Source organism: Camelimonas fluminis, from assembly GCF_014656355.1.
In the GTDB taxonomy this organism is placed as follows: Bacteria; Pseudomonadota; Alphaproteobacteria; order Rhizobiales; family Beijerinckiaceae; genus Camelimonas; species Camelimonas fluminis.
In genome coordinates this window covers 157512-177590 of record NZ_BNCG01000004.1, presented here as the reverse complement: position 1 = coordinate 177590, position 20079 = coordinate 157512, and the positions used below count along the sequence as shown (strand labels likewise).

Genomic DNA, 20079 nt, shown 5'->3' with positions numbered 1-20079 from the left:
TGGCGGTGGAGCCCGGCTGTCGCAAAACGGATCAGCCGGTCCGGGCATGTTTATTCGTTACTTGTAACGCACTGTGGGAGGCGTCAGTAACCCTTCGCCTGCGCCTCCGCAAGGCGCGCGGCGTAACGGGCCATCATGTCGACCTCCAGATTGATGCTGTCGCCGGGTTGGCGCAGCCCCCAGGTCGTCACTTGCAGGGTGTGCGGGATCAGCAGCACGGAAAACACGTCGTCTTCCACCGTGTTGACGGTGAGCGAAGTTCCGTCGATGCAGATCGACCCCTTCTCGGCGATGTAACGGGCCGTATGCTTCGGCGCGCGCAGGGTGAAGCGGGAGGTTTCGCCCCAGGTGGCGTCGGCGTCGGTGACCACCTCGCGCGCCAGCAGTTCAGCCATGCCGTCCACGTGCCCTGTGACGATGTGCCCGCCCAGTTCATCGCCGATCTTCAGCGCCCGCTCCAGGTTGAGCCGGCCGCCAACGCCCCACCCGCCCGCATTGGTGCGGGCCAGGGTTTCAGCGGCGATGTCCACGTCAAACCAGGCGCCGGCGGCGCCGTCCGCCCAGACGTGCGGGCCAACGGCGACGACAGTGAGGCACGGGCCGCCGCAGGCGATCGAGGCTCCGATATCGATGCCCGCCGGATCATAGTGAGAGGCAATGCGCAACCGGCGCAGCGATCCCTGGTGGTCCCCGGCGGAGAGAATTTCGCCCACGTCGGTGATGATGCCGGTGAACATCAGTTGACCCTTTCAAATATCTGCAGTGCGTCGTCGCCGACGGTTCCTGTTTCGACCACGCACATGGCGTCGAGAGCCGTCCGCAAATGGGGGCCCATGGCGGCCACGCCCTGATCCGGCGGTCCATCGAAATGCGACGGGCCGGTGAATAGCGCAACCTCCTCCACCAGACGGGCGGCTGCAAGGGCCTCGGCAAGGGCCGGACCGCCCTCGCAGAACACCCGCGTCACCCCTCTGGTCCCAAGCAGTTGCAGGGCCATGGCGAGATGCGGCCGGCCATCGGCGTCGGAGCCGACGCGCATCACCTCGACGCCGGCGCGGGCCAGGGCAATCTCCGGCGCGACCGGCGCATGTTCGGCGGCTATGATCCAGGTGGGAACCCGCCCCGCGTCCTGGACGATGCGGGCGGCGGGCGGCGTGCGCAACATGCTGTCCAGCACAACCCGCACCGGCGACATCGCCTCCATGCCTGGCAGGCGCACGGTGAGGTCCGGATCGTCCGCGAGTATGGTGTTGACGCCAGCCAGGATAACGTCGGCGCGGGCGCGCATCAGGTGCACGCGGGCCCGGGTTTCCTGGCCGGTGATCATCAGGCGCGGGCCCTGGCGCCGGCCGGCGACGCCGTCGCAGGTTTGCGCCAGCTTCAGCAGAACCGCCGGGCGGCCGTCGCGCACCCGGGTGAAATGACCGATGTGATCGCGGCGCGCCTGCTCGGCGCCAACGCCGATCAACACCTCAACGCCAGCCTCGCGCAGGCGGCCATGGCCGAGCCCCGCGACCAGCGGATTGGGGTCCTCGATGGCGGAGACAACGCGGGCGACGCCGGCGGCGATAATGGCGTCAGCGCAGGGGCCGGTGCGGCCCACGTGCGAGCAGGGCTCCAGGGTGACGTACAGGGTGGCGCCGCGCGCCGCGGCGCCAGCGCGGCCCAGGGCGACGACCTCCGCGTGCGGACGCCCGCCGGGCTGGGTGGCGCCGCGCCCGAGAATCGCATGATTGCGCGGATCGACCAGCACCGCGCCGACCGCGGGATTGGGCCACGCCAGACCAAGATTGCGCCGGCCCATGGCCAGCGCGTCGCGCATGAAGCGCCTGTCCAGCGCCAGGCTGTCCGCCATTCCCTGCCCCTTCCCCCTTGCGGCCTGGCCCATCTCCCACGGCCGGCCTGCTTTTACCCCTGAATGCCGCGCGAGCGCCCCTGTCGCCAGCCGCTCACGACTGTGATGCGCCGCCTGTCATTCATCGCCCCGGTCGGCGCGGGCGCGCAGCTTGCGCACCACGGCGCCCGTCCCGGTTTCGCCCTGCTGCTCCAGTTCGCCGATCAGTTCGCCGAACTCCCGCGCCTCGCGGAAATTGCGATACACCGAGGCGAAACGCACATAGGCGACGCTGTCGAGCCCCTTGAGACCGGCCATCACCAGTTCGCCGACGGTTTCACTGGGAATTTCAGTCTCGCCCATGCTTTCGAGCTGGCGCACGATGCCGTTGATCATGCGCTCCACCTGGTCCGGCTCAACCGGCCGCTTGCGCAGGGCCACCTGCACCGAGCGTTGCAACTTGTCGCGATCGAACGGCGCGCGCTTGCCCGAGCGCTTGACCAGCACCAGTTCACGCAATTGCACGCGCTCAAAGGTGGTGAAGCGGCCGCCGCAATCCGGGCAGACGCGCCGACGGCGAATGGCGGCCGAATCGTCCGTGGGACGGGAATCCTTCACCTGGGTGTCGAGACTGTCGCAATACGGGCAGCGCATGCGCGGTCCTCCCGGAACTGGTCACATCAGATCAGAGCATTGCCGGTGATCCATGGCTCACAGCCAATGCTCTATCGATTTGTTTTAGCGTGTTTTCTTCACGCGCAGGGCGGCTGCGACGCGTGGAGGCAACGCTCTTGCCGGGCCATTGCTGCAAAAACTGATGTCGCTTTTGCGTCGGGACAGCCCGGAAACTGTCCCAAGCCTGTAATCCCGGCGGACAACTGCTGGCAAGCTCTGGCGCGCCACGCCAGCCATGCAACAGTGGAGCGCCGCCGCTGCCCGCACGGACGCGCGTCGCGGAGCCCCGGGAAGACGCGGCCGTCAAACAACAACGCCGTCGCGCAGGGCGACGGCGTTGCGAGGTTTCATCCGGACGCACCCCGGTGGTTCCCTGGAAGCAGCCTCAGGCGTAGATCGGGAAGCGGCCGGTGAGCTGCTTGACCTCGGCGGCCACCTCAGCCTCAACCGCAGCGTTGCCGGCCTCACCGTTTTTCGCCAGACCGTCCAGCACCTTGACGATCAGCTCGCCGATGCGGGTGAACTCGGCGACGCCAAAGCCGCGCGAGGTGCCGGCCGGCGAGCCAAGACGGATGCCTGACGTCACCATCGGCTTTTCAGGATCGAAGGGAATGCCGTTCTTGTTGCAGGTGATGTGGGCGCGGCCCAGCGCCGCCTCGGCGGCCTTGCCGTTGAGGCCCTTGGGGCGCAGGTCGACCAGCATCAGGTGGTTGTCGGTGCCGTCGGAGACGAGATCCAGACCACCGGCGCGGATAGCGGCGGCCAGCGCCTGGGCGTTGTCGACCACCGCCTTCGCATAGGCGCGGAACTCCGGGCGAAGCGCCTCGCCGAAGGCCACGGCCTTGCCGGCGATCACGTGCATCAGCGGGCCGCCCTGCAGGCCCGGGAAGATAGCGGAATTGATCTTCTTCGCGATTTCCGCGTCATCCGAGAGGATCATGCCGCCGCGCGGGCCGCGCAGGGTCTTGTGGGTGGTGGTGGTGACAACATGGGCGTGCGGGAACGGCGAGGGATGGGCGCCGCCAGCGACGAGACCGGCGAAATGGGCCATGTCCACCATGAAGTAAGCGCCAACCTCGTCGGCGATTTCACGGAAGCGGGCGAAATCCCAATGGCGGGCGTAAGCGGAGCCGCCGGCGATGATCAGCTTCGGCTTCTCGGCGCGGGCGATGCGGGCCACCTCGTCCATGTCGACGCGCTGGTCGTCCTTGCGCACCGTGTAGTGCACGGGACGGAACCACTTGCCGGACATGTTCGGCGGCGCGCCGTGGGTCAGGTGGCCGCCGGCGGCGAGATCAAGCCCCATGAAGGCGTCGCCCGGCTGCAGCAGCGCCAGAAACACCGCCTGGTTGGCCTGGGAGCCGGAGTTGGGCTGGACGTTGGCGAAGCCACAGCCGAACAGCTTCTTCGCCCGGTCGATGGCCAGATCCTCGGCGATGTCGACGAACTGGCAGCCGCCATAGTAGCGGCGACCTGGATAACCTTCGGCGTATTTGTTGGTGAGGACGGAGCCCTGCGCCTCCAGAACAGCGCGCGACACGATGTTCTCGGATGCGATCAGCTCGATCTCATCGCGCTGGCGACCCAGCTCCAGATCAACCGCGCGGGCGATCTCGGGATCGCTTTCAGCCAGCGAGGCCCCGAAGAAGCTGTTGGACAGATGCGGACTGGTCTCGCTCATGAGCGCCTCGCCATACGCCGGCGCATGCGGCGCAACGGCGCGCCCACGCCAACCGGCTCCAGAAAAATCATGCGGCGCGCCAGTCAAGGCCGCCGCCAAACCGTCACAGGCATTTCTGGCGTCATGCCGGCGCGCCCGTTACGGGCGCGTGGGAAGCGCCGTCCGCCAATACGTTCATGGCCCGCGTCCTGCGCCGCGCGCCCTGCACCTGCTTCATGTTGGCCGACGCCGCGCTCTTATCACGACGCCCGCCCCCCGCCAACCGCCGAAACGTCGCGGCGGGGCCACAAATGCGGACGGCCCGGGAAAGCCCGGGCCGTCTGGCGTCATCGCTCACAAAGCTGGTGCGCTGCTGCGTGAAAGCGTCAGTGCGCGGCTTCGGTCTCTTCCGCAGCGGCCGCGGCCATCGCCGCCGCCGGGCCAAGGCCGTCGCGGTTGTAGATGTCGTCGCGAAACTGGGCCACGCCCTCGGGGGTCGCCCAGGAGGTGATGTAGGTCCAGTAGATCGGCAGCGGCGTCGACAGGGTGGCGTCGATGCGCTTGCCCGAATCAATCGCGGCCTGGATCGACTGGGGGTTCCAGCCGGGAGTTTCCTGCAGCAGGAAGGCGACGTAGTCGCGCACGTTCTGCAGGCGGACGCAGCCCGAGGAGACGAAGCGGAAATCGTCGCCGAACACGCCGCGCGCAGGGGTGTCGTGCATGTAGACGCCGTGCGGATTGGGGATGTTGATGCGCACGAAGCCCATGGAGTTGATGTCGGCGCCCGGATCCTGACGGAACATGTAGCGCGTGGCTTCGGTGGAGTTCCAGTTGACCTGCGAGGGCGGAATCTCGACGCCGTTCGAGTAGATGCGGATTTTCTGGTCCGTCAGATAGTTCGGATCCTTCCGCATCTTAGGAATCAGGTCCTTGCGGATGATCGAGGCCGGCACGGTCCAGAACGGGTTGAAGTTCACCTGGGTGACCTTCGCGTTCATGATCGGGGACTGGCGGTCGATCTTGCCGACGCCGGCGGCGTGACGGCTGACCACGTGATTGTCGGCGACGGTTTCAACCAGCGCGGCCGGAATGTTGACCACCGCGTAGCGGCGGCCGGGATTGCCGGAGAGCGAACGCAGACGGACCAGATTGGTCTCCATCTGGCGCAGGCGCGTCGCGGCTGGCACGTTCATCGCGGCGATGGTCTGGTTGTTCAGCGCGCCGGTGGCGTTGAGCCCGTGGCGCTGCTGGAAGCGCTTCACGCCAGCTTCAACATAGCTGTCGTAAACGTCCTGGGCGCCGCCCGAGGCCTGAAGATCGCCCGAGGCGGCCAGACGCTGGCGCAGCGCGACGACGGCGGGCCCCTTTGAGCCAAGGCGCAGCCGCTGGCCGGCCTGAACCGTGCCCCAGCCCCCACGGCCCACGGCGTCGCGCAGGCTGGCGATGGCCTGCTCTGTCGCCGCCACGGTTTCCTGCGAGAGCAGCGGCGTGGACGAGCGGGCCAGACGGCTGTTGGTGCCGGAGTCGTAGCTCTGCGTCCATTCGCTCTGGTCGTCGAAGGCGAATTTCTGGGCGAATGCGGGCCCAATGGCGAGGCCAGTCGCAGCCGAGGCGGCGCCAAACAGAAAGGCGCGGCGCTTCATCGAAAAGGTCTTCTCGTTCATTGTCCTGGAATTCATCGTCCTGAAGCCGTGCAGGTTGGAGCCGCGCAGGCCTGCCCGCGCCAGAGCATGTTCAAGCGAAGCCGGCGACACCCCACGGACCACCCCCCGCGAAGGCATGGCGGCGGAGGCGTCGTGGTTGTCGCCAGATGCATGGATTACCCTCGTAAACCCATGGTCTTACCAAACCATGATCAGCAGGGCCTTTTTGTGGCGCAGGTCATCTGAAATGGTGGCCGCCGCGCGTCGGCTTTCGCGACCGCAGGCGCCGAAACCGACCTATCCGGTTGATCCTGAAGCCATATCGCCGGATTACGCGGCGGAAACGCGCGGGCGACAGCGTCGCACGAAATCGCCACATACGCGGCGCTGTCGCTTCCAGGCAACAGACGCGTCAGGGGGCGCGGTCAGGCCGGCAGCAAATCCAGCGCGCGCTCGGGCGGCCGGCAGGCTGCGGCGCCGCCGGGCCCGACGACGACGGGCCGGTTGAGCAATGCGGGATGCGCGGCGATGGCGTCGAGAATGGCCGCGTCGGTCACGTCCGGGCGGTCGAGGCCGAGCGCGGGGGCCAGTTCTTCCCAAAGATCGCCCTTGCGCCGGAGCAGGGCGCCAGCCCCGCCCTCCACCCGCGCCGCCAGCCCGGCCAGCGCGGCGCGGTCCGGCGCGTCCTTGAGGTAGAGCACGACGCGCGGCTCGACCCCGGCGGCGCGGATCAATTCAAGCGCACGGCGCGAGGTGGAGCACGCGGGATTGTGCCAGATCGTGACTTGTGTAGCCGTGTCGGCGCTCATGCCGTTACTCCTGATCATGGGCGGCCAGCCAGGAGATCACCAGATAGAGGACCGCCAGCACGCCAAACATGGCGACCGTGAACACGCCGCTCGCCACGACCTGCGGCAGGAAAATCGCCATGATCATGTGGCTCATCAGCGCCAGCAGCCACATGATGCCGCCCCAGGTGCTGGTGAGCCACAGCCCGACTGCGGCGACCAGATTGAACACGGCGAAATAGACCACCACCGCTTGGGCGCCGAGGCCGCGATCCTCGAACGGGACTGGCGACGGCGTCAGGCCAAGAATGTCGGCCCAGGCCAGCAGACCCATCATCATCCACAGCACCGCCATCAGGCGCAGGAACCAGACGAGGATCAGCCCCCAGCGCACGCGCGGCAATGGCGAGGCGCGCAGGGCCTCGATGACGCCGCCGGCGCGTCCGCCTTCCGTCCGGGTTTCTTCGCCTTGCGCCGCCACGGGGCACCTCTTTCCATATGGCGCATTCCTGACGGGTCGATTCAGAAAGCCGCCCTACCCGCCTGGTCCGCCGTACTTTTTCACCCCGGAGCGTTCACGTCCTCCAGGAAAACGCCTCTGGCCGGGACAATCCGGCGAAACTGATTCCGGATTCTGCCGCAAACCATTGGGTTCATGTCATTTTCCGATGGGCGACGGCAGCCGCCTCACCGGAAAAACAGCGCGCCCCGTCAGTCGAAAGTCAGCTCCGTCGGGCCGAGGGGCGCGAAATAGGCGTCGATGTCGGCGGCCGACACATCGGCCAGCGCGGCCGGCTTCCATTTCGGATTCTGGTCCTTGTCGACGATCACAGCGCGCACGCCTTCGTAAAAATCGTGCCCCAGGGCGATGCGCGACACGATGCGATATTCGATCCGGATGGCTTCACGGAAGTCGACGCCACGACCGCGCCGCATCTGCTCCAGCGACAGCGCCATGCTGGTGGGTGATTTTGTGCGCATCGTGGCGGCGGTCTTGCCCGCCAGCTCCGAACCGGCTGCGGCCGCCGCGTCGAGGCGCGCCAGAATGCCGGTGACATCCGGCGCGCTGAACGCGTCGTCGATCATCGCCTGGCTGGCGAGCAGCGGCGAAGTCGCCGGCTTCGCGGCGTAAGGCGCCAGCACCGCGTCCACGGGCTCGCCGGCGATCAGCCGATCACGGATGGCGTTAAACTCCGACGATGGCGCCGCATGAGTCGCCAGCCCGATGGCATGGGCCTCGGCCTGGTTGATGCGATCGCCCGTGACGGCAATGAAAGTGCCAAGTTCGCCAGGCAGGAGCGGCAGCGCGAAAGTGGCGCCGACATCCGGGAAGAAACCGATGCCGACCTCCGGCATGGCGAAGGTGAATTTGTCAAAGGCGACCATGTGGCTGCCGTGGACCGAGACGCCGACGCCGCCACCCATGACGAAGCCCTCGACCAGAGCAACGTAAGGCTTGGAATATTCCTTGATGCGGACGTTGAGCTGATACTCCTCGCGCCAGAAGGTCAGCGCGTCCTCAAGCTGGCCGCCCTTGCCCTGCTCGTAGAGTGAGCGGATGTCGCCGCCAGCGCAGAAGGCGCGGTCGCCGGCGCCGGTGACGATGACGCGCGTGACGGCCGGATCATGCTCCCAGGCGTCCAGAGCCTCGCGCAGACCGCGCACCATGGTCAGGGTCAGCGCGTTCAGGGCCTTGGGGCGGTTCAGAATGACAATGCCCGCCGATCCCTGGCGTTCGCAAATGATTTCGCTTTCCTGAACGTCCTGCACGACCATATCCTTCTGAAGCATTTTCCGGCGCGGACTTTGGTCACTGACCGCCGCCGCGTCAATTGGCATGCGCATCCTGACGACGAGAATGCAACTGAGGCGGGGATGCGAGGGGGCGATGCGACCCTGGCGCATTTTGCCCCAGTGCCCATGTCCTGTAGAAGGCAACCGGGGCGCCTGCGCCGGAAGACGATCATCGTCGCGGCCAGGCCAGCAATCAGGACGAGCGGAAAGCCAGCCATGTCGAACAACAGACCGGGACCGGAAATCGCAGACAGTTTCGACCTCGGCCTCGTTCACAGGCCGCGTCGGAACCGCAAATCGGAATGGGCCCGCAGGCTGGTCCGCGAAAATGTGCTGACCACCAATGACCTGATCTGGCCGATGTTTGTCGCCGCCGGCGACAATCTGCGCACGCCAGTGGCTTCGATGCCCGGCGTCGACCGCCAGTCGGTGGACCAGATCGTGCGCTCGGCCGTCGAGGCGGCGGAGCTGGGCATTCCCGCCATCGCCCTGTTTCCCTATACTGACAATGCGTTGAAGGACGCCGAGGGCAGCGAGGCGCTGAACCCCGACAATCTGGTCTGCCAGGCGGCGCGCGCCATCAAGAAGGAAGTTCCGGACGTCGGCGTCATCATCGACGCGGCGCTGGACCCCTACACCAGCCATGGCCATGACGGCGTGATCGCCGACGGGCGGATTCTCAACGACGAGACGGTGGCGCGGCTGGTGCGTCAGTCGGTGATCCAGGCGGAAGCCGGCGCCGATGTCATCGCCCCTTCCGACATGATGGACGGCCGCGTCGGCGCCATCCGCGACGGCCTCGACGCGGCCGGCTTCCAGGACGTGCAGATCATGTCCTACGCCGCCAAATACGCCTCGGCTTTCTACGGTCCGTTCCGCGACGCGGTCGGCTCTGGCGCCCTGCTGGTCGGCGACAAGCGCACCTACCAGATGGACCCGGCCAACGGCGACGAAGCGCTGCGGGAAGTGGCGCTTGACGTCGAAGAAGGCGCCGACATGATCATGGTCAAGCCGGGCATGCCCTACCTGGACGTGTTGCACCGGGTGAAGAAGGAATTTGGCATGCCAACCTTCGCCTACCAGGTGTCAGGCGAATACGCCATGATCGAGGGCGCGGCCCGCAACGGCTGGCTCGACGGCGACAAGGCCATGCTGGAAAGTCTGCTGGCGTTCAAGCGCGCCGGCGCCGATGGCGTGCTGACCTATTTCGCGCCGCGCGTCGCCCGCAAGCTGCGCGGCGCCGGCTGAGCGCCTTTGGGGAATAAGGACGCCCCGCCATGAACGGCCCTGACCCCGCCGCGAACGGAAAGACAGGCGGCGCCTCTGGCGGCCGCCCGGAGACGCCGGGTCGTCGCGGCCTGTTGCGGGCCGAGGCATTTTCGGCCGTGGGCGTTGGCGTCTGCCTCGGTCTTGCCGGCGTCGGCGCCTGGTGGGCGTTCCAGCCCGCCGTCAACGACCGGGCCGCCAGCCTCTGCCGCTCGGTGATCCCGGCCCTGAATCCCTCCGACGCCATTTTCTCACTGGCTGCGCCCCGCCCCGGCGCCGCGCGCTCCAGCGTACGCATCGCCTATACGGCGCAGACTGCCGACGGCCGGTTGCGCCGCCGCGAGGTCTCGTGCCGCTACGCCACAAGCGGCGACGACGCCCAGGTGCGCCTCACCAGCGTCGCCACCGAGCGCGGCCCGCTGGCGGAGGCCAATTTCTATTTTCTGCGCCGCTTCTACTTGGAGGCCAGCGATGGCCCGCCGCCAGATCCGGCCGCCTCGCAAGCCATCGCGCCGCGCCGCTGAGCGCGCCAGACCTGATGAGCGCGCCAGACCCGACGATTGCGGAGGAGATTGCGCCCATCCCGTATCCCGTACGCAAATCACACCTTAAAAACACCACTGGAGCGCGCATATATAGAGCGTGACTGCGAAGGCGCGTCCGTGCGGGCGCCCGGGACGTTGTGGCGGAACGGCGAGATAAAATGGCGAATACGGATCTGACGACAGGCGGCCAGGGCGGATCTGCCGGCGGCGAGCGCACGTGGCGCACCAGCGGCGTGCTGACGTCGCGGCTGTTCGCCTGGCTGATCGACCTGGTGATCATCGCCCTGTGGACGGTGCTGCTGGCGATCATCGTTGGCGTGCTGGGTTTTCTGACATTCGGCCTGGGCTGGTTCCTGTTCGCCCTGGTGGTTCCGGCTTCCGGCATCATCTACAGCATGGTGACGGTGGGCGGCTCCAGGCAGTCCACCATCGGCATGCGCATGCTGGGCATGCGCGTGGTGCGCGCCGACGGCGGCCGCGTTGACGCCATCACCGCCGGGGCGCACGCATTGTTCTTCTATCTCGCCGCCAGCACCGGCCTGCTGTGGCTCGCGGACGTGGTGATCGGCGTGATCGACGACCGGGGCCGGATGGGACACGACTATCTCGCCGGCCTGGTGGTGGTCTGGAACGACTGACCTCAAGCGCTTTCCGGCCAGGCAGGCTCGTCTGGTCGATCAGGCTTTGCTCAAATCAGACTTCGCCCAAAACGGGAAAACCTCAAACGACTTCCGGGTCATGTTGATCAGAAGCTGTCCCCGGACAGATCCGGCAAGAGCAGGGATCGCGCCGACCGGCGGATGAAGACGGAGGCGTTCGCGACGCCCCCTTCTTTATTGGGCTTTGTTATTGTCGCCCCGCAAAGGGGGCAAACAGCGCGGCCGGGCGCCCCGCAAAGCCCATTCTCCCGGCAGGCAGGCGATGGTACGCTGGGCTTGCCAGCGAATGCTTCGCCGCGCCCAGCGACAGGGGACCAGCAGCGTGACCACACATCCGCGCGAAACGCCCCAGTTCTATCTCACAGGGCCGGCGACCTGCCCCTACCTGCCCGGCCGTCAGGAACGGAAGGTGTTTACCCACCTAGTCGGCCGGCGCGCCGCCGGGCTCAACGATCTGCTGAGCCAGAACGGCTTCCGTCGCTCGCAGACCATCGCCTACCGGCCGGCCTGTGAAGGCTGCTCCGCCTGCGTCTCGGTGCGCGTGGTGGTTGATGACTTCTCGCCCGGCAAGAGCTTTCGCCGGGTGCTGCGCGCCAACGCCGATCTTGTCGGCGCCATGGGCGCGCCCGCGGCCACAGCGGAGCAATACTGCCTGTTTCGCGACTACCTGACTGCCCGCCACCACGATGGCGGCATGGCCGACATGAGCGTGCAGGACTACGTCACCATGGTCGAGGACAGCCATGTGGACACCCGCCTCCTCACCTGGCGCCGGCGCGGACCCGATACGGCCATCAATGGTCGCGGTCAGGGGCCGCTGATCGCCGCCGCCCTGACCGACGTGCTCAGCGACGGCCTGTCGATGGTCTATTCCTTCTATGATCCGGCCGAAGAGCGCCGCAGCCTCGGCGCCTTCATGATTCTTGACCATATCCGTCGGGCCCGCGAGATGGGCCTGCCGTATGTCTACCTGGGCTTCTGGGTCGAAGGTTCACGAAAAATGGCCTACAAAGCCCGCTTCACGCCGCAGGAACGCCTGACCGGCGCGGGCTGGAGACGCCACGAATGATCCTGGACAGCGCAAGCGGTCTCGCTGACAAAGCTCTTTCCACCCCGTCCGCCTCCACAACGTCGAAACGTACGGTCCGCCTGCCGATCATCGATGCGGCGCGCGGCGTCGCTTTGGCCGCCATGGTGATCTACCACAGCGCCTGGGACATCACCTTTTTCAACCTGGCGCCCATCGACGCGGTGAATTCGCCATTCTGGCGCAACTTCGCCCACGGCATCGCCAGCAGCTTCCTGTTCCTCGTCGGCGTTAGCCTCGTGCTGGCCAGCCAGAACGGCGTCAACTGGACGACCGGTTACTGGAAGGCCTGGGGCAAGCGGATGGCAATGGTGGTCGCCGGCGCGGCGGCTGTGACCGCGTCCACCTGGTTCACCAACCCGCAGCAATTCATTTTCTTCGGCATCCTGCACTGCATCGCCGCCGCCAGCATTCTGGCCCTGCCGTTCCTGCGCGCGCCGTGGCCGCTGACGGCGCTGGCCGGCGCCGGCGTCATCGCCCTGCCCTTCTTCTGGACTTCACCGCTGTTCAGCCACGGCCCGCTGATTGTCACCGGCCTCGCCGATGTCGTTCCCAACACGGCCGACTGGGTTCCCATCTTCCCCTGGTTCGGCGCGGTGCTGCTCGGCGTGGCGGCGGCCCGGGCCTGCCTCGCCTGGTTTCCGGCCACGGCGGCTGGCCGCTGGCGCGACGCTGGCCGCATCGGCAAGACGCTGACTTTCGCCGGCCGGCACAGCCTGATCATCTATCTGACCCACCAGATCGTGCTGATGGGCCTGTTCGGCGCCATCGCCTGGGTCATCGGCCCATCGCAGGCGGCGTTGGACATGCGGGTGACGCGCACCTGCCATTTTGCCTGCGCCGCCAACGCCGGATCGGAAGCCTTCTGCCAGAAATATTGCGACTGTCTCGTGGGCAGCCTGCGTCAGGACGGGCTGTCAGCGCCAGTCGTCTCCGGCGACATCACCCCGGCTGGCCGGGCGCGGCTGGGTCAGACCATCGGCCAGTGCAGCGACGCGGCCAAACCGCAGTGAGCGACGGCCTCAAAGGCAGCCAGATCAAGGCCCTGTCAGTGGTTGCGCCCAGTGGAGGCAAGATCGCTTCCGGCGTCAAAACCCTCGGAGCCCAGCGTTGGGCCCCGCCTCTGACGTCAACCGGGGACTTGCTGATCGTCGAGAACCGCCAGTTCCTACGCCAGGCTGGCGATGAAGATCCGGATGGGCGGGCCGTGGCAATCGTGCGGGTGACGACGGTCCGGCCGTTCACCCGCGCCGACATGACCGCCGCCTGCGCCAGCTCTTGCGCGGACGGCTGGCTCGCCTGGGAACTGGCGGACATTCGCCCGGTCGCGTGGCGCGGGGCCGTGCTGGCGGCGCAGGACATCTATCTGGTCGACTGGCCGGAACGTCCGTCCGGACAGGCCCCTCCCCAGACATGAAAATGGCCGGGCAATCCCGGCCATTCCAACCATGCGAGGTCTGACGCTCAGGCGCTGTTTACAGCCCCACCATCAGCTTGGCGATGATGTCGCGCTGCACTTCGGACGAGCCGCCGAAGATGGTGAAGGCGCGGCTGTTGAGATACTCCGGCACCACCGGCAGTTCGATCTCTGGCAGGGTCGCCCGGTTCAGGCCATACAGCGGCCGGGTCGGCTCCCAGACCAGCGCGTCATAGCCGAGGACATCCACGGCCAGGCGCGTGATGGCCTGCTTGATCTCGCTGTTGCGCAATTTCAGCAGCGAGGAGACGGCTCCGGGGTTCTGGCCGGTCTGAAGCGCTGACATGATCCGCAGTTCGGTCAGCTCCAGCGCGTCGATATCGATCTCGATCTCCGAGATCTTCAGCGCCAGCGCCGGATCGTCGATCGGCTGGCCAGGGGCCTCGCCGTTCGCCATGTCGATCACATGCTGCAGGCCGCGCCGCAGGCGGGCCGCCGCGATGCCGCCGCCGCGCTCGAACTCCAGCAGATACTTGCCGTAGGTCCAGCCGAGCCCTTCCTCGCCGATGCGGTTCTCCACCGGCACGCGCACGTCGTCGAAGAAGACCTGGTTGACCTCGTGGTCGCCGCCGATGGTCAGGATCGGACGGATGGTGATGCCCGGCGACGTCATGTCGATCAGGATGAAGCTGATGCCCTCCTGCTTGCGGCCGGTGTCGTCCGTGCGCACCAGAGCGAACATCATGTTGGCGTGGTGGGCGTGCGTGGTCCAGATCTTGGTGCCGTTGATGACGTAGTGATCGCCATCACGCACGGCGCGGGTCTTCAGCGAGGCCAGATCGGAGCCGGAGCCTGGCTCGGAGTAGCCCTGGCACCAGTAGTCCTCGCAATTGAGGATGCGCGGCAGGTACTTCGCCTTCTGCTCCGGCGTGCCAAACCTGATGATGACCGGGCCAACCATGGCGACGCCCATGGGCGACACGCTGGGCGCGCCAGCCTTCGCGCACTCGGTGGCGAAAATCCAGCGCTGCGCCGGCGTCCAGGTCGGACCGCCAGCCTCCGGCGGCCAGCCTGGCGCCGCCCAGCCTTTCGACGCCAGGGCGCGGTGCCACGGGTCGGAAATCTCCTTGTCGGAGAATACGGACGGCGTCAGGCCCTGGGCCCGCTTCATGTCGGGCGTCAGCGCGGAAGCGAGGAATTCGCGAACTTCCTCGCGGAAGGCCTTTTCCTCATCAGAGAACGAGAAATTCATGGGAGTTCAACTCCTGTCGCCTCGCCGCCCCCGGAAAAAGGGAATGGCGCAGCGCGAAAAACACTTCAGGCGGCGCGTCCGGCGGCGCTGAGAGCCGCGTGGCGCTTCAGATGATGATCGACGCCGCCGAACATGGCGTCGAAGAACACCACGCGCTTGAGGAAAGCGCCGATCTCCAGCTCCTCGGTAACGCCCATGCCGCCATGCAACTGCACGGCCTGCTCGGCGACGAAGCGCGCGCCGCGGCCGATCTTCGCCTTGGCGCCGGAGACGGCGCGGGCGCGGTCAACGGGCTCGGCGTCGGCGAACAGTGCGGCGCGCAGGGCCAGCGAGCGCGCCTCCTCCACCGCCACGGCCATGTCGGCCATGCGATGGCGCAGCGCCTGATTGACCGACAGCGGCTTGCCGAACTGCTCGCGCGTCTTGATGTAGGCGGCGGTGGTCTCCACCAGCGTCTGCATCATGCCCACGGCCTCGCCGCACAGCGCCGCGGCGGCGTGGTCGGTCACCGCTTCGATCACCGGCAGCGCATCTTCAAGACCCCCGAGCAGCGCGTCGGCGCCGAGACGCACGCCGGCGAGCCCCACCTGCGCGACCTTGCCGCCGCCAAGACGCAGATCCGTCGTCAGGGTCAGCCCCTCCGCATCGCGCGGCGCGATGAACAGGCCAATGCCTTTCGCATCGGCGCGGTTGCCATGGATGCGGGCGGAGACAATGAGCAGGTCCGCCTCATCGGCGTCGAGCACGGCTGTCTTGGCGCCGTCGAGCACCCAGCCGTCAGCATCCTTCACCGCATGGGTCGCCACGTCAGCCAGGTTGTAGCGGGCCTGGCGCTCGCTGTGCGCGAAGGCGATGCGCAGCGCGCCTTCCGCCACCTTCGGCAGCAGATCGGCCTGCTGGGCCGACGACCCCGCCGCCGCGACAGCGCCGGCGCCGAGGATCACTGTCGAGACGTAAGGCGAATCGACAAGACCCTCGCCGAAGGCTTCCATCAGCATGCCGACTTCAACGGCGCCGCCGCCCAGGCCGCCGTGCGCCTCCGGCAATGGCAGGGCGAGCCAGCCCAGATCGGCGAACTCCCGCCAGGTGGCGGCGGAAAAGCCTTCGCCGGCTTCCGCGCGTTTGCGGCGGGCGTCGGCGTTATACTGGGCGCGGACGAAACGCCCGGCGCTTTCACGCAGCAGGCGCTGCTCTTCGGTGGGGGTGAGATCCATGGTCAGACAGACGCCTTTCCCTTGACCGATCCATGCACGCCGGACGGGTCTACGATTGAACCAAACTGCTGGAGATTGTGGGCGTGACAGAGCTGGTGCAGGGCATAGGCTTTGTCGATCGCCGCCTGCTGGCCCATGATGTCGAGCGAACCATTGACCGCCTCCTTGGCCAGCTTCAGGGCGAAGGTCGGCTTGGCGGCGATGCGTTGCGCCAGTTGCGTGGTGAAGTCGCGCAGGGCCTCGCGCGGCGTGACGTGATTGACCATGCCCAGCCGGTAGCCTTCCTGAGCGCTCCATGCATCGGAGGTGAACAGGAATTCCTTGGCCTTGCGGGCGCCCAGCTCCCACGGGTGCACGAACCACTCGTGACCGCAGACGCCCATGGTCACCACCGGGTCGCAGAACGACGCATCCTCGCTGGCGACGATCAGGTCGCAGGCCCAGGCCAGCATCAGCCCGCCGGCGATGCAGCGCCCCTGGACCTCGGCGATGGTCGGCTTGGAAATGTTGCGCCAGCGACGGGTCATCTGCAGGTAAATTTCCTGCTCACGGGCATAAAGGCCATGCACCCCAGGCTCGGCGAAACCACCCCAGTTGAACACCGGCGGGAAATCGACGCCGGCCGCATTCTTCGCGCCCGCGCGCAGGTCGTGACCGGCGGAAAAATGCGGATCGGAGCCCGCCAGGACAATGACCTTCACCGCGTCGTCGGCGGCGGCCGCGTCGAAGGCGGCGTTGAGGTCATAGGTCATCTGCAGGTTCTGGGCGTTCCGGGCGTCCGGCCGGTTCATGACGATGCGGGCCACGCCTTCAGCCGACCGTTCGACCAGCACGGTTTCATATTCCGCCATTGCTTCCTCCCTCAGGCAAAAGTCGACCGACAGCAGCGGAGCCTTGCCCTGGATTTTTGATTGTCCCCGATCCCACGTGAAGGAGCGGGTTGCGCGACGTCATACTGCGGGAACGACGATATGCGCCGCAATGCAGCGCGCCTCCCGATCCCGGTAACTTTCCTGGAGGGCGCGGCCTGATGCGGCGGACGCCCCATGATCTATCAAACGCTAGTTCAAGATTGGGGGCGCGTCCAGAGCCAGGCGATCATGGCCGCCGCGCCGTGGCAAATCAGATGTGGGAGAGGATGTTGACCAGCCGGCCGGACGGATCGCGGACAAACAGCCGGCGCACGCCCCACGGCTCAACCGCCGGGCCGTACTCCAGGACAAAGCCCGCTTTGGCCAGGCGAGCCATCACCTCATCCAGATTGTCAACCTCGATCGACAGATCCGGAACTGGCAGGCCGCCGCCGCCCTCGCTGGCGATGCTGACCTGAGCCGGAGCCGCCGCCGTGCTGACGAAGGTGATGATCCAGCCATGGTCCATCGCCACGTCCATATCGAGCACATCGCCGTAGAATACCCGGGCGCGCCCCGGATGCCCGGCTGCGATGTTCGCCACAATCCGCCTGACTGTCATCGCCCTGCCCCCAACAACACCCGCCTGGAACCATCCTAGGGCTGCTGCTTGGGCTTGCCGGAGAGACGGCGGCGCATATCCCGCAAACCATGGGCGAGCCAGCATCAGGCGCGCGCATAACAGGAGCGGCGCGCCTGACCCGCAAGGAGCGCTTGCCGGCGAAGCGTCCCGCTCCGGATCAGGAAAAATGCTTCACGTCAGATTGGCCAGGCCGAATTCCATCGCGACATGAACGGATTTTTCCGGGTCGCGAAACCGCCCCAGCCATCGCCCCGGCGCGCCCTTGGTGGATGACCGGAACAGACCCGGCCATGACCGGCGCTGACTGTCCGGCCAGGCCATGCGCCAGCGGCCCGGCGGACGCCCTTAACCGAAGCGATTGTTACGCGGGAACCCCTTGGGCGGCAGCCGGCCTGCTTCGGCGCGGTTGCCGACCCAGTCGCGCAGATCGGTTTCATTCACCGTCCAGGTGCGGCCGGACGTGTCCTTCCAGGTCAGGCCATCGGTCACGTTGAAGGTCTTGGCGTCCGCTGCGCCGCCGTCGCGGTATTTCTGCAACCGCACGCCCTTGCCGCGCGTCATTTCCGGGGCCTGGATCAGCGGGAACACGAGCAGCTTGCGGTTCTGGCCGATGATGGCGAGATGATCGCCGGCGACCGGCGCGCACACCGCCAGTTTGTGCGGCGCGTCCATCACCATGATCTGCTTGCCCTTGCGGGTGTTGGCGACCATGTCGTCGGAACTGGCGACGAAACCACGCCCCTCGCTGGACATCAGCAGCATCTTCTCACCCTGACGCCAGGGCCAGGCGGCAATCACGCTGGCGTTCTCATCCATGTCGATCAGGATGCGCAGCGGATCGCCAACGCCGCGTCCGCCTGGCAGCTTCGCGGCCTCGATCGTAAAGACGCGGCCCGTGCTGTCCGCCAGCAGGATGCGCGAGGTGGTTTCGGCATGGAACGACAGCGCCAGGCTGTCGTCGCCCTTGAACTGCAAACCAGACACGTCCGCGACGTGGCCCTTGAGGGCGCGAATCCACCCCTTGGCCGAGACGACCACGGTGACCGGCTCGCGCTCGACCATGGCCTCGGTCAGATCAATGGCGCCGGCGGCCGGCGCGTCGGCGAAGCTGGTGCGGCGTTTGCCCAGCGGCGTCTCCGGCCCGAAAAGCTTGCGCAGGCCGCGAATTTCCGTGGACACCTTCTTCCACTGGGCGGCTTCCGAGCCGAGCAGGGCATTCAGCTCGGCTTCCTCTTTCTGCAACGCCGCCTGCTCGGTGCGCAGTTGCATCTCCTCCAGCTTGCGCAGGGCGCGCAGGCGGGTGTCGAGAATGGCGTTGGCCTGGATCTCGGTGAGATCGAAACGCTTCATCAGCGCCGGCTTCGCCTCGTCCTCCTCACGGATGATGCGGATCACCTCATCCAGATCGAGATAGACAATCAGCAGGCCGCCGAGGATTTCGAGGCGCCGGCCGATGACGCCGAGACGATGGCGCGAGCCGCGCTGCAGCACGTCGCGGCGGTGATCCACCCACTCGCGCAAGACTTCCGCAAGCCCGAGCACGCGCGGCACCCGGCCCGCGGTCAGAACGTTCAGGTTCAACGGAACGCGGCTTTCCAGCTCGGTGAGCCGGTACAGCGATTCCATCATCAGTTCCGGATCAACGGTGCGGGAGCGCGGCTCGAAGACGATGCGCACGTCCTCGGCCGATTCATCGCGCACGTCGGCGACCAGCGGCAGCTTCTTTTCCTGCAACAGGTCGGCGATCTTCTCGATCAGCCGCGCCTTGGGCACGAGGTAGGGAATTTCCGTGACCACGGCGACCCAGCCGCCGCGACCCGCGTCTTCCTTCTCCCAACGGGCGCGCACGCGAAAACCGCCGCGACCGCTGCGGTAGGCGTCGAGAATATTGACGCGCGGCTCGACGATAATGCCGCCCGTGGGAAAATCCGGCCCCTGGACGAAGTTGAGCAACTGCTCCGACGTCGCGTCAGGATGCGTGACCAGATACAGCGCCGCCTCGCACAGTTCGGCGACGTTGTGGGGTGGAATCGACGTGGCCATGCCAACGGCGATGCCTTGCGAACCATTGGCCAGCAGATTTGGAAAGGCCGACGGCAGCACCGCCGGCTCGGACGTGGAGCCGTCGTAATTGGGCCGGAAATCGACGGTGTCGTTGTCGATATCCTGAAGCAGCAGCCGCGCCACCTCGGTCATGCGCGCTTCGGTGTAACGGTGAGCGGCCGGGCCGTCGCCATCGATATTGCCGAAGTTGCCCTGTCCCTCCACCAGCGGATAACGCGAGGCGAAGTCCTGGGCGAGACGCACCATGGCGTCATAAATGGCCTGGTCGCCGTGCGGATGGAATGAACCCATCACGTCGCCGACGACCTTGGCGGATTTCTTGAATGGCGAGCCCGGGTCGAGCCGCAGCAGGCGCATGCCGTAGAGAATGCGGCGATGGACGGGCTTCAGGCCATCGCGCGCGTCCGGCAGGGCGCGATGCATGATGGTCGAGAGGGCATAGTCGAGATAGCGCTGCTCCAGCGCTTCGCGCAGCTCGACATTCTCAATGCCGCCGTCCGGCGGCGTCCCGACCTCTTTGCCCATACCCTCCCCCGGAACACGCCGCAGACCGGCGCCGATGGCGAACTGTCATCACGACCTGAAACCAGCGCGGCGGGCCTGCCCTGTGGCAAAAAATGCGCGCGTGATCGACGGTCAGGCAAATGCTGGAACAGCCGCCCGCGGACATGAGAACGGGTAGCGAAC

At 66.9% G+C, this 20079-nt stretch carries 19 protein-coding genes; 6 read left to right on the top strand and 13 right to left on the bottom strand.

The annotated features are described in order from the left end of the window. Positions 1–83 precede the first annotated feature (83 nt). The 8 genes from IE243_RS07835 to IE243_RS07800 form a co-directional block, all read right to left on the bottom strand. Positions 84–737 (bottom strand): riboflavin synthase, encoded by a 654-nt coding sequence (locus IE243_RS07835; RefSeq protein ID WP_191318797.1) that lies wholly within the window; start codon positions 735–737, stop codon positions 84–86. Further along, positions 737–1855 (bottom strand): bifunctional diaminohydroxyphosphoribosylaminopyrimidine deaminase/5-amino-6-(5-phosphoribosylamino)uracil reductase RibD, encoded by a 1119-nt coding sequence (gene ribD / locus IE243_RS07830; protein WP_191318796.1) that lies wholly within the window; start codon positions 1853–1855, stop codon positions 737–739. The genes IE243_RS07835 and ribD overlap by 1 nt, the downstream gene beginning before the upstream one ends. 117 nt (positions 1856–1972) lie before the next feature. Next, complete coding sequence (gene nrdR, locus IE243_RS07825; RefSeq protein WP_191318795.1) at positions 1973–2488, bottom strand: transcriptional regulator NrdR; 516 nt, start codon at positions 2486–2488, stop codon at positions 1973–1975. A 406-nt stretch (positions 2489–2894) separates the two neighbouring features. Beyond that, a complete protein-coding gene (gene glyA / locus IE243_RS07820) occupies positions 2895–4190 on the bottom strand; it encodes a serine hydroxymethyltransferase (RefSeq protein ID WP_191318794.1) in 1296 nt (431 codons plus the stop codon). A 365-nt stretch (positions 4191–4555) separates the two neighbouring features. After that, positions 4556–5833, bottom strand: coding sequence for a L,D-transpeptidase family protein (locus IE243_RS07815; RefSeq protein ID WP_373301608.1), 1278 nt, complete (start codon positions 5831–5833; stop codon positions 4556–4558). 404 nt (positions 5834–6237) lie between these two features. Continuing rightward, positions 6238–6621 carry an arsenate reductase (glutaredoxin) gene (arsC, locus tag IE243_RS07810; RefSeq protein ID WP_191318793.1) on the bottom strand — a complete coding sequence of 128 codons (384 nt, stop codon included), beginning with the start codon at positions 6619–6621 and terminating at the stop codon, positions 6238–6240. A gap of 4 nt (positions 6622–6625) precedes the next feature. Next, the gene (locus IE243_RS07805; RefSeq protein ID WP_191318792.1) at positions 6626–7081 is read right to left on the bottom strand and encodes a DUF6163 family protein; all 456 of its coding nucleotides are present in this window, start codon (positions 7079–7081) and stop codon (positions 6626–6628) included. A 230-nt stretch (positions 7082–7311) separates the two neighbouring features. Next, positions 7312–8376, bottom strand: a complete 1065-nt coding sequence (locus IE243_RS07800) for an enoyl-CoA hydratase/isomerase family protein (protein ID WP_191318898.1) — start codon at positions 8374–8376, stop codon at positions 7312–7314. Between the two features lie 234 nt (positions 8377–8610). Here IE243_RS07800 and hemB point away from each other — a divergent pair, with 234 nt between their 5' ends. The 6 genes from hemB to IE243_RS07770 all read left to right on the top strand — a co-directional run bounded on the left by hemB (position 8611) and on the right by IE243_RS07770 (position 13368). Then, positions 8611–9642 (top strand): porphobilinogen synthase, encoded by a 1032-nt coding sequence (gene hemB / locus IE243_RS07795; RefSeq protein ID WP_191318791.1) that lies wholly within the window; start codon positions 8611–8613, stop codon positions 9640–9642. Positions 9643–9671: 29 nt separating this feature from the next. Continuing rightward, a complete protein-coding gene (locus IE243_RS07790; RefSeq protein WP_191318790.1) occupies positions 9672–10184 on the top strand; it encodes a hypothetical protein in 513 nt (170 codons plus the stop codon). Between the two features lie 179 nt (positions 10185–10363). Next, entirely contained in the window at positions 10364–10843 is a 480-nt protein-coding gene (locus IE243_RS07785; protein ID WP_191318789.1) for an RDD family protein, read from the top strand. 343 nt (positions 10844–11186) lie between these two features. Further along, complete coding sequence (locus IE243_RS07780) at positions 11187–11933, top strand: arginyltransferase (protein WP_191318788.1); 747 nt, start codon at positions 11187–11189, stop codon at positions 11931–11933. Next, entirely contained in the window at positions 11930–12964 is a 1035-nt protein-coding gene (locus tag IE243_RS07775; RefSeq protein WP_191318787.1) for an acetyltransferase domain-containing protein, read from the top strand. Before IE243_RS07780 ends, IE243_RS07775 begins: the two co-directional genes overlap by 4 nt. Further along, positions 12961–13368: an ASCH domain-containing protein gene (locus IE243_RS07770; RefSeq protein WP_244642956.1), complete on the top strand. Its 408-nt coding sequence runs from the start codon at positions 12961–12963 to the stop codon at positions 13366–13368. Before IE243_RS07775 ends, IE243_RS07770 begins: the two co-directional genes overlap by 4 nt. Positions 13369–13426: 58 nt before the next feature. On the opposite strand, the gene IE243_RS07765 is transcribed toward IE243_RS07770, so the two are convergent. The 5 genes from IE243_RS07765 to parC form a co-directional block, all read right to left on the bottom strand. Next, entirely contained in the window at positions 13427–14620 is a 1194-nt protein-coding gene (locus IE243_RS07765) for an acyl-CoA dehydrogenase family protein (protein WP_191318786.1), read from the bottom strand. 65 nt (positions 14621–14685) lie between these two features. Continuing rightward, positions 14686–15834 carry an acyl-CoA dehydrogenase family protein gene (locus tag IE243_RS07760; RefSeq protein ID WP_191318785.1) on the bottom strand — a complete coding sequence of 383 codons (1149 nt, stop codon included), beginning with the start codon at positions 15832–15834 and terminating at the stop codon, positions 14686–14688. Between the two features lie 2 nt (positions 15835–15836). Beyond that, complete coding sequence (locus IE243_RS07755; RefSeq protein ID WP_191318784.1) at positions 15837–16685, bottom strand: enoyl-CoA hydratase; 849 nt, start codon at positions 16683–16685, stop codon at positions 15837–15839. A 271-nt stretch (positions 16686–16956) separates the two neighbouring features. Next, positions 16957–17307, bottom strand: a complete 351-nt coding sequence (locus tag IE243_RS07750) for a VOC family protein (protein WP_191318783.1) — start codon at positions 17305–17307, stop codon at positions 16957–16959. A 366-nt stretch (positions 17308–17673) separates the two neighbouring features. After that, a complete protein-coding gene (gene parC, locus IE243_RS07745; protein WP_191318782.1) occupies positions 17674–19917 on the bottom strand; it encodes a DNA topoisomerase IV subunit A in 2244 nt (747 codons plus the stop codon). Positions 19918–20079: the final 162 nt, after the last annotated feature.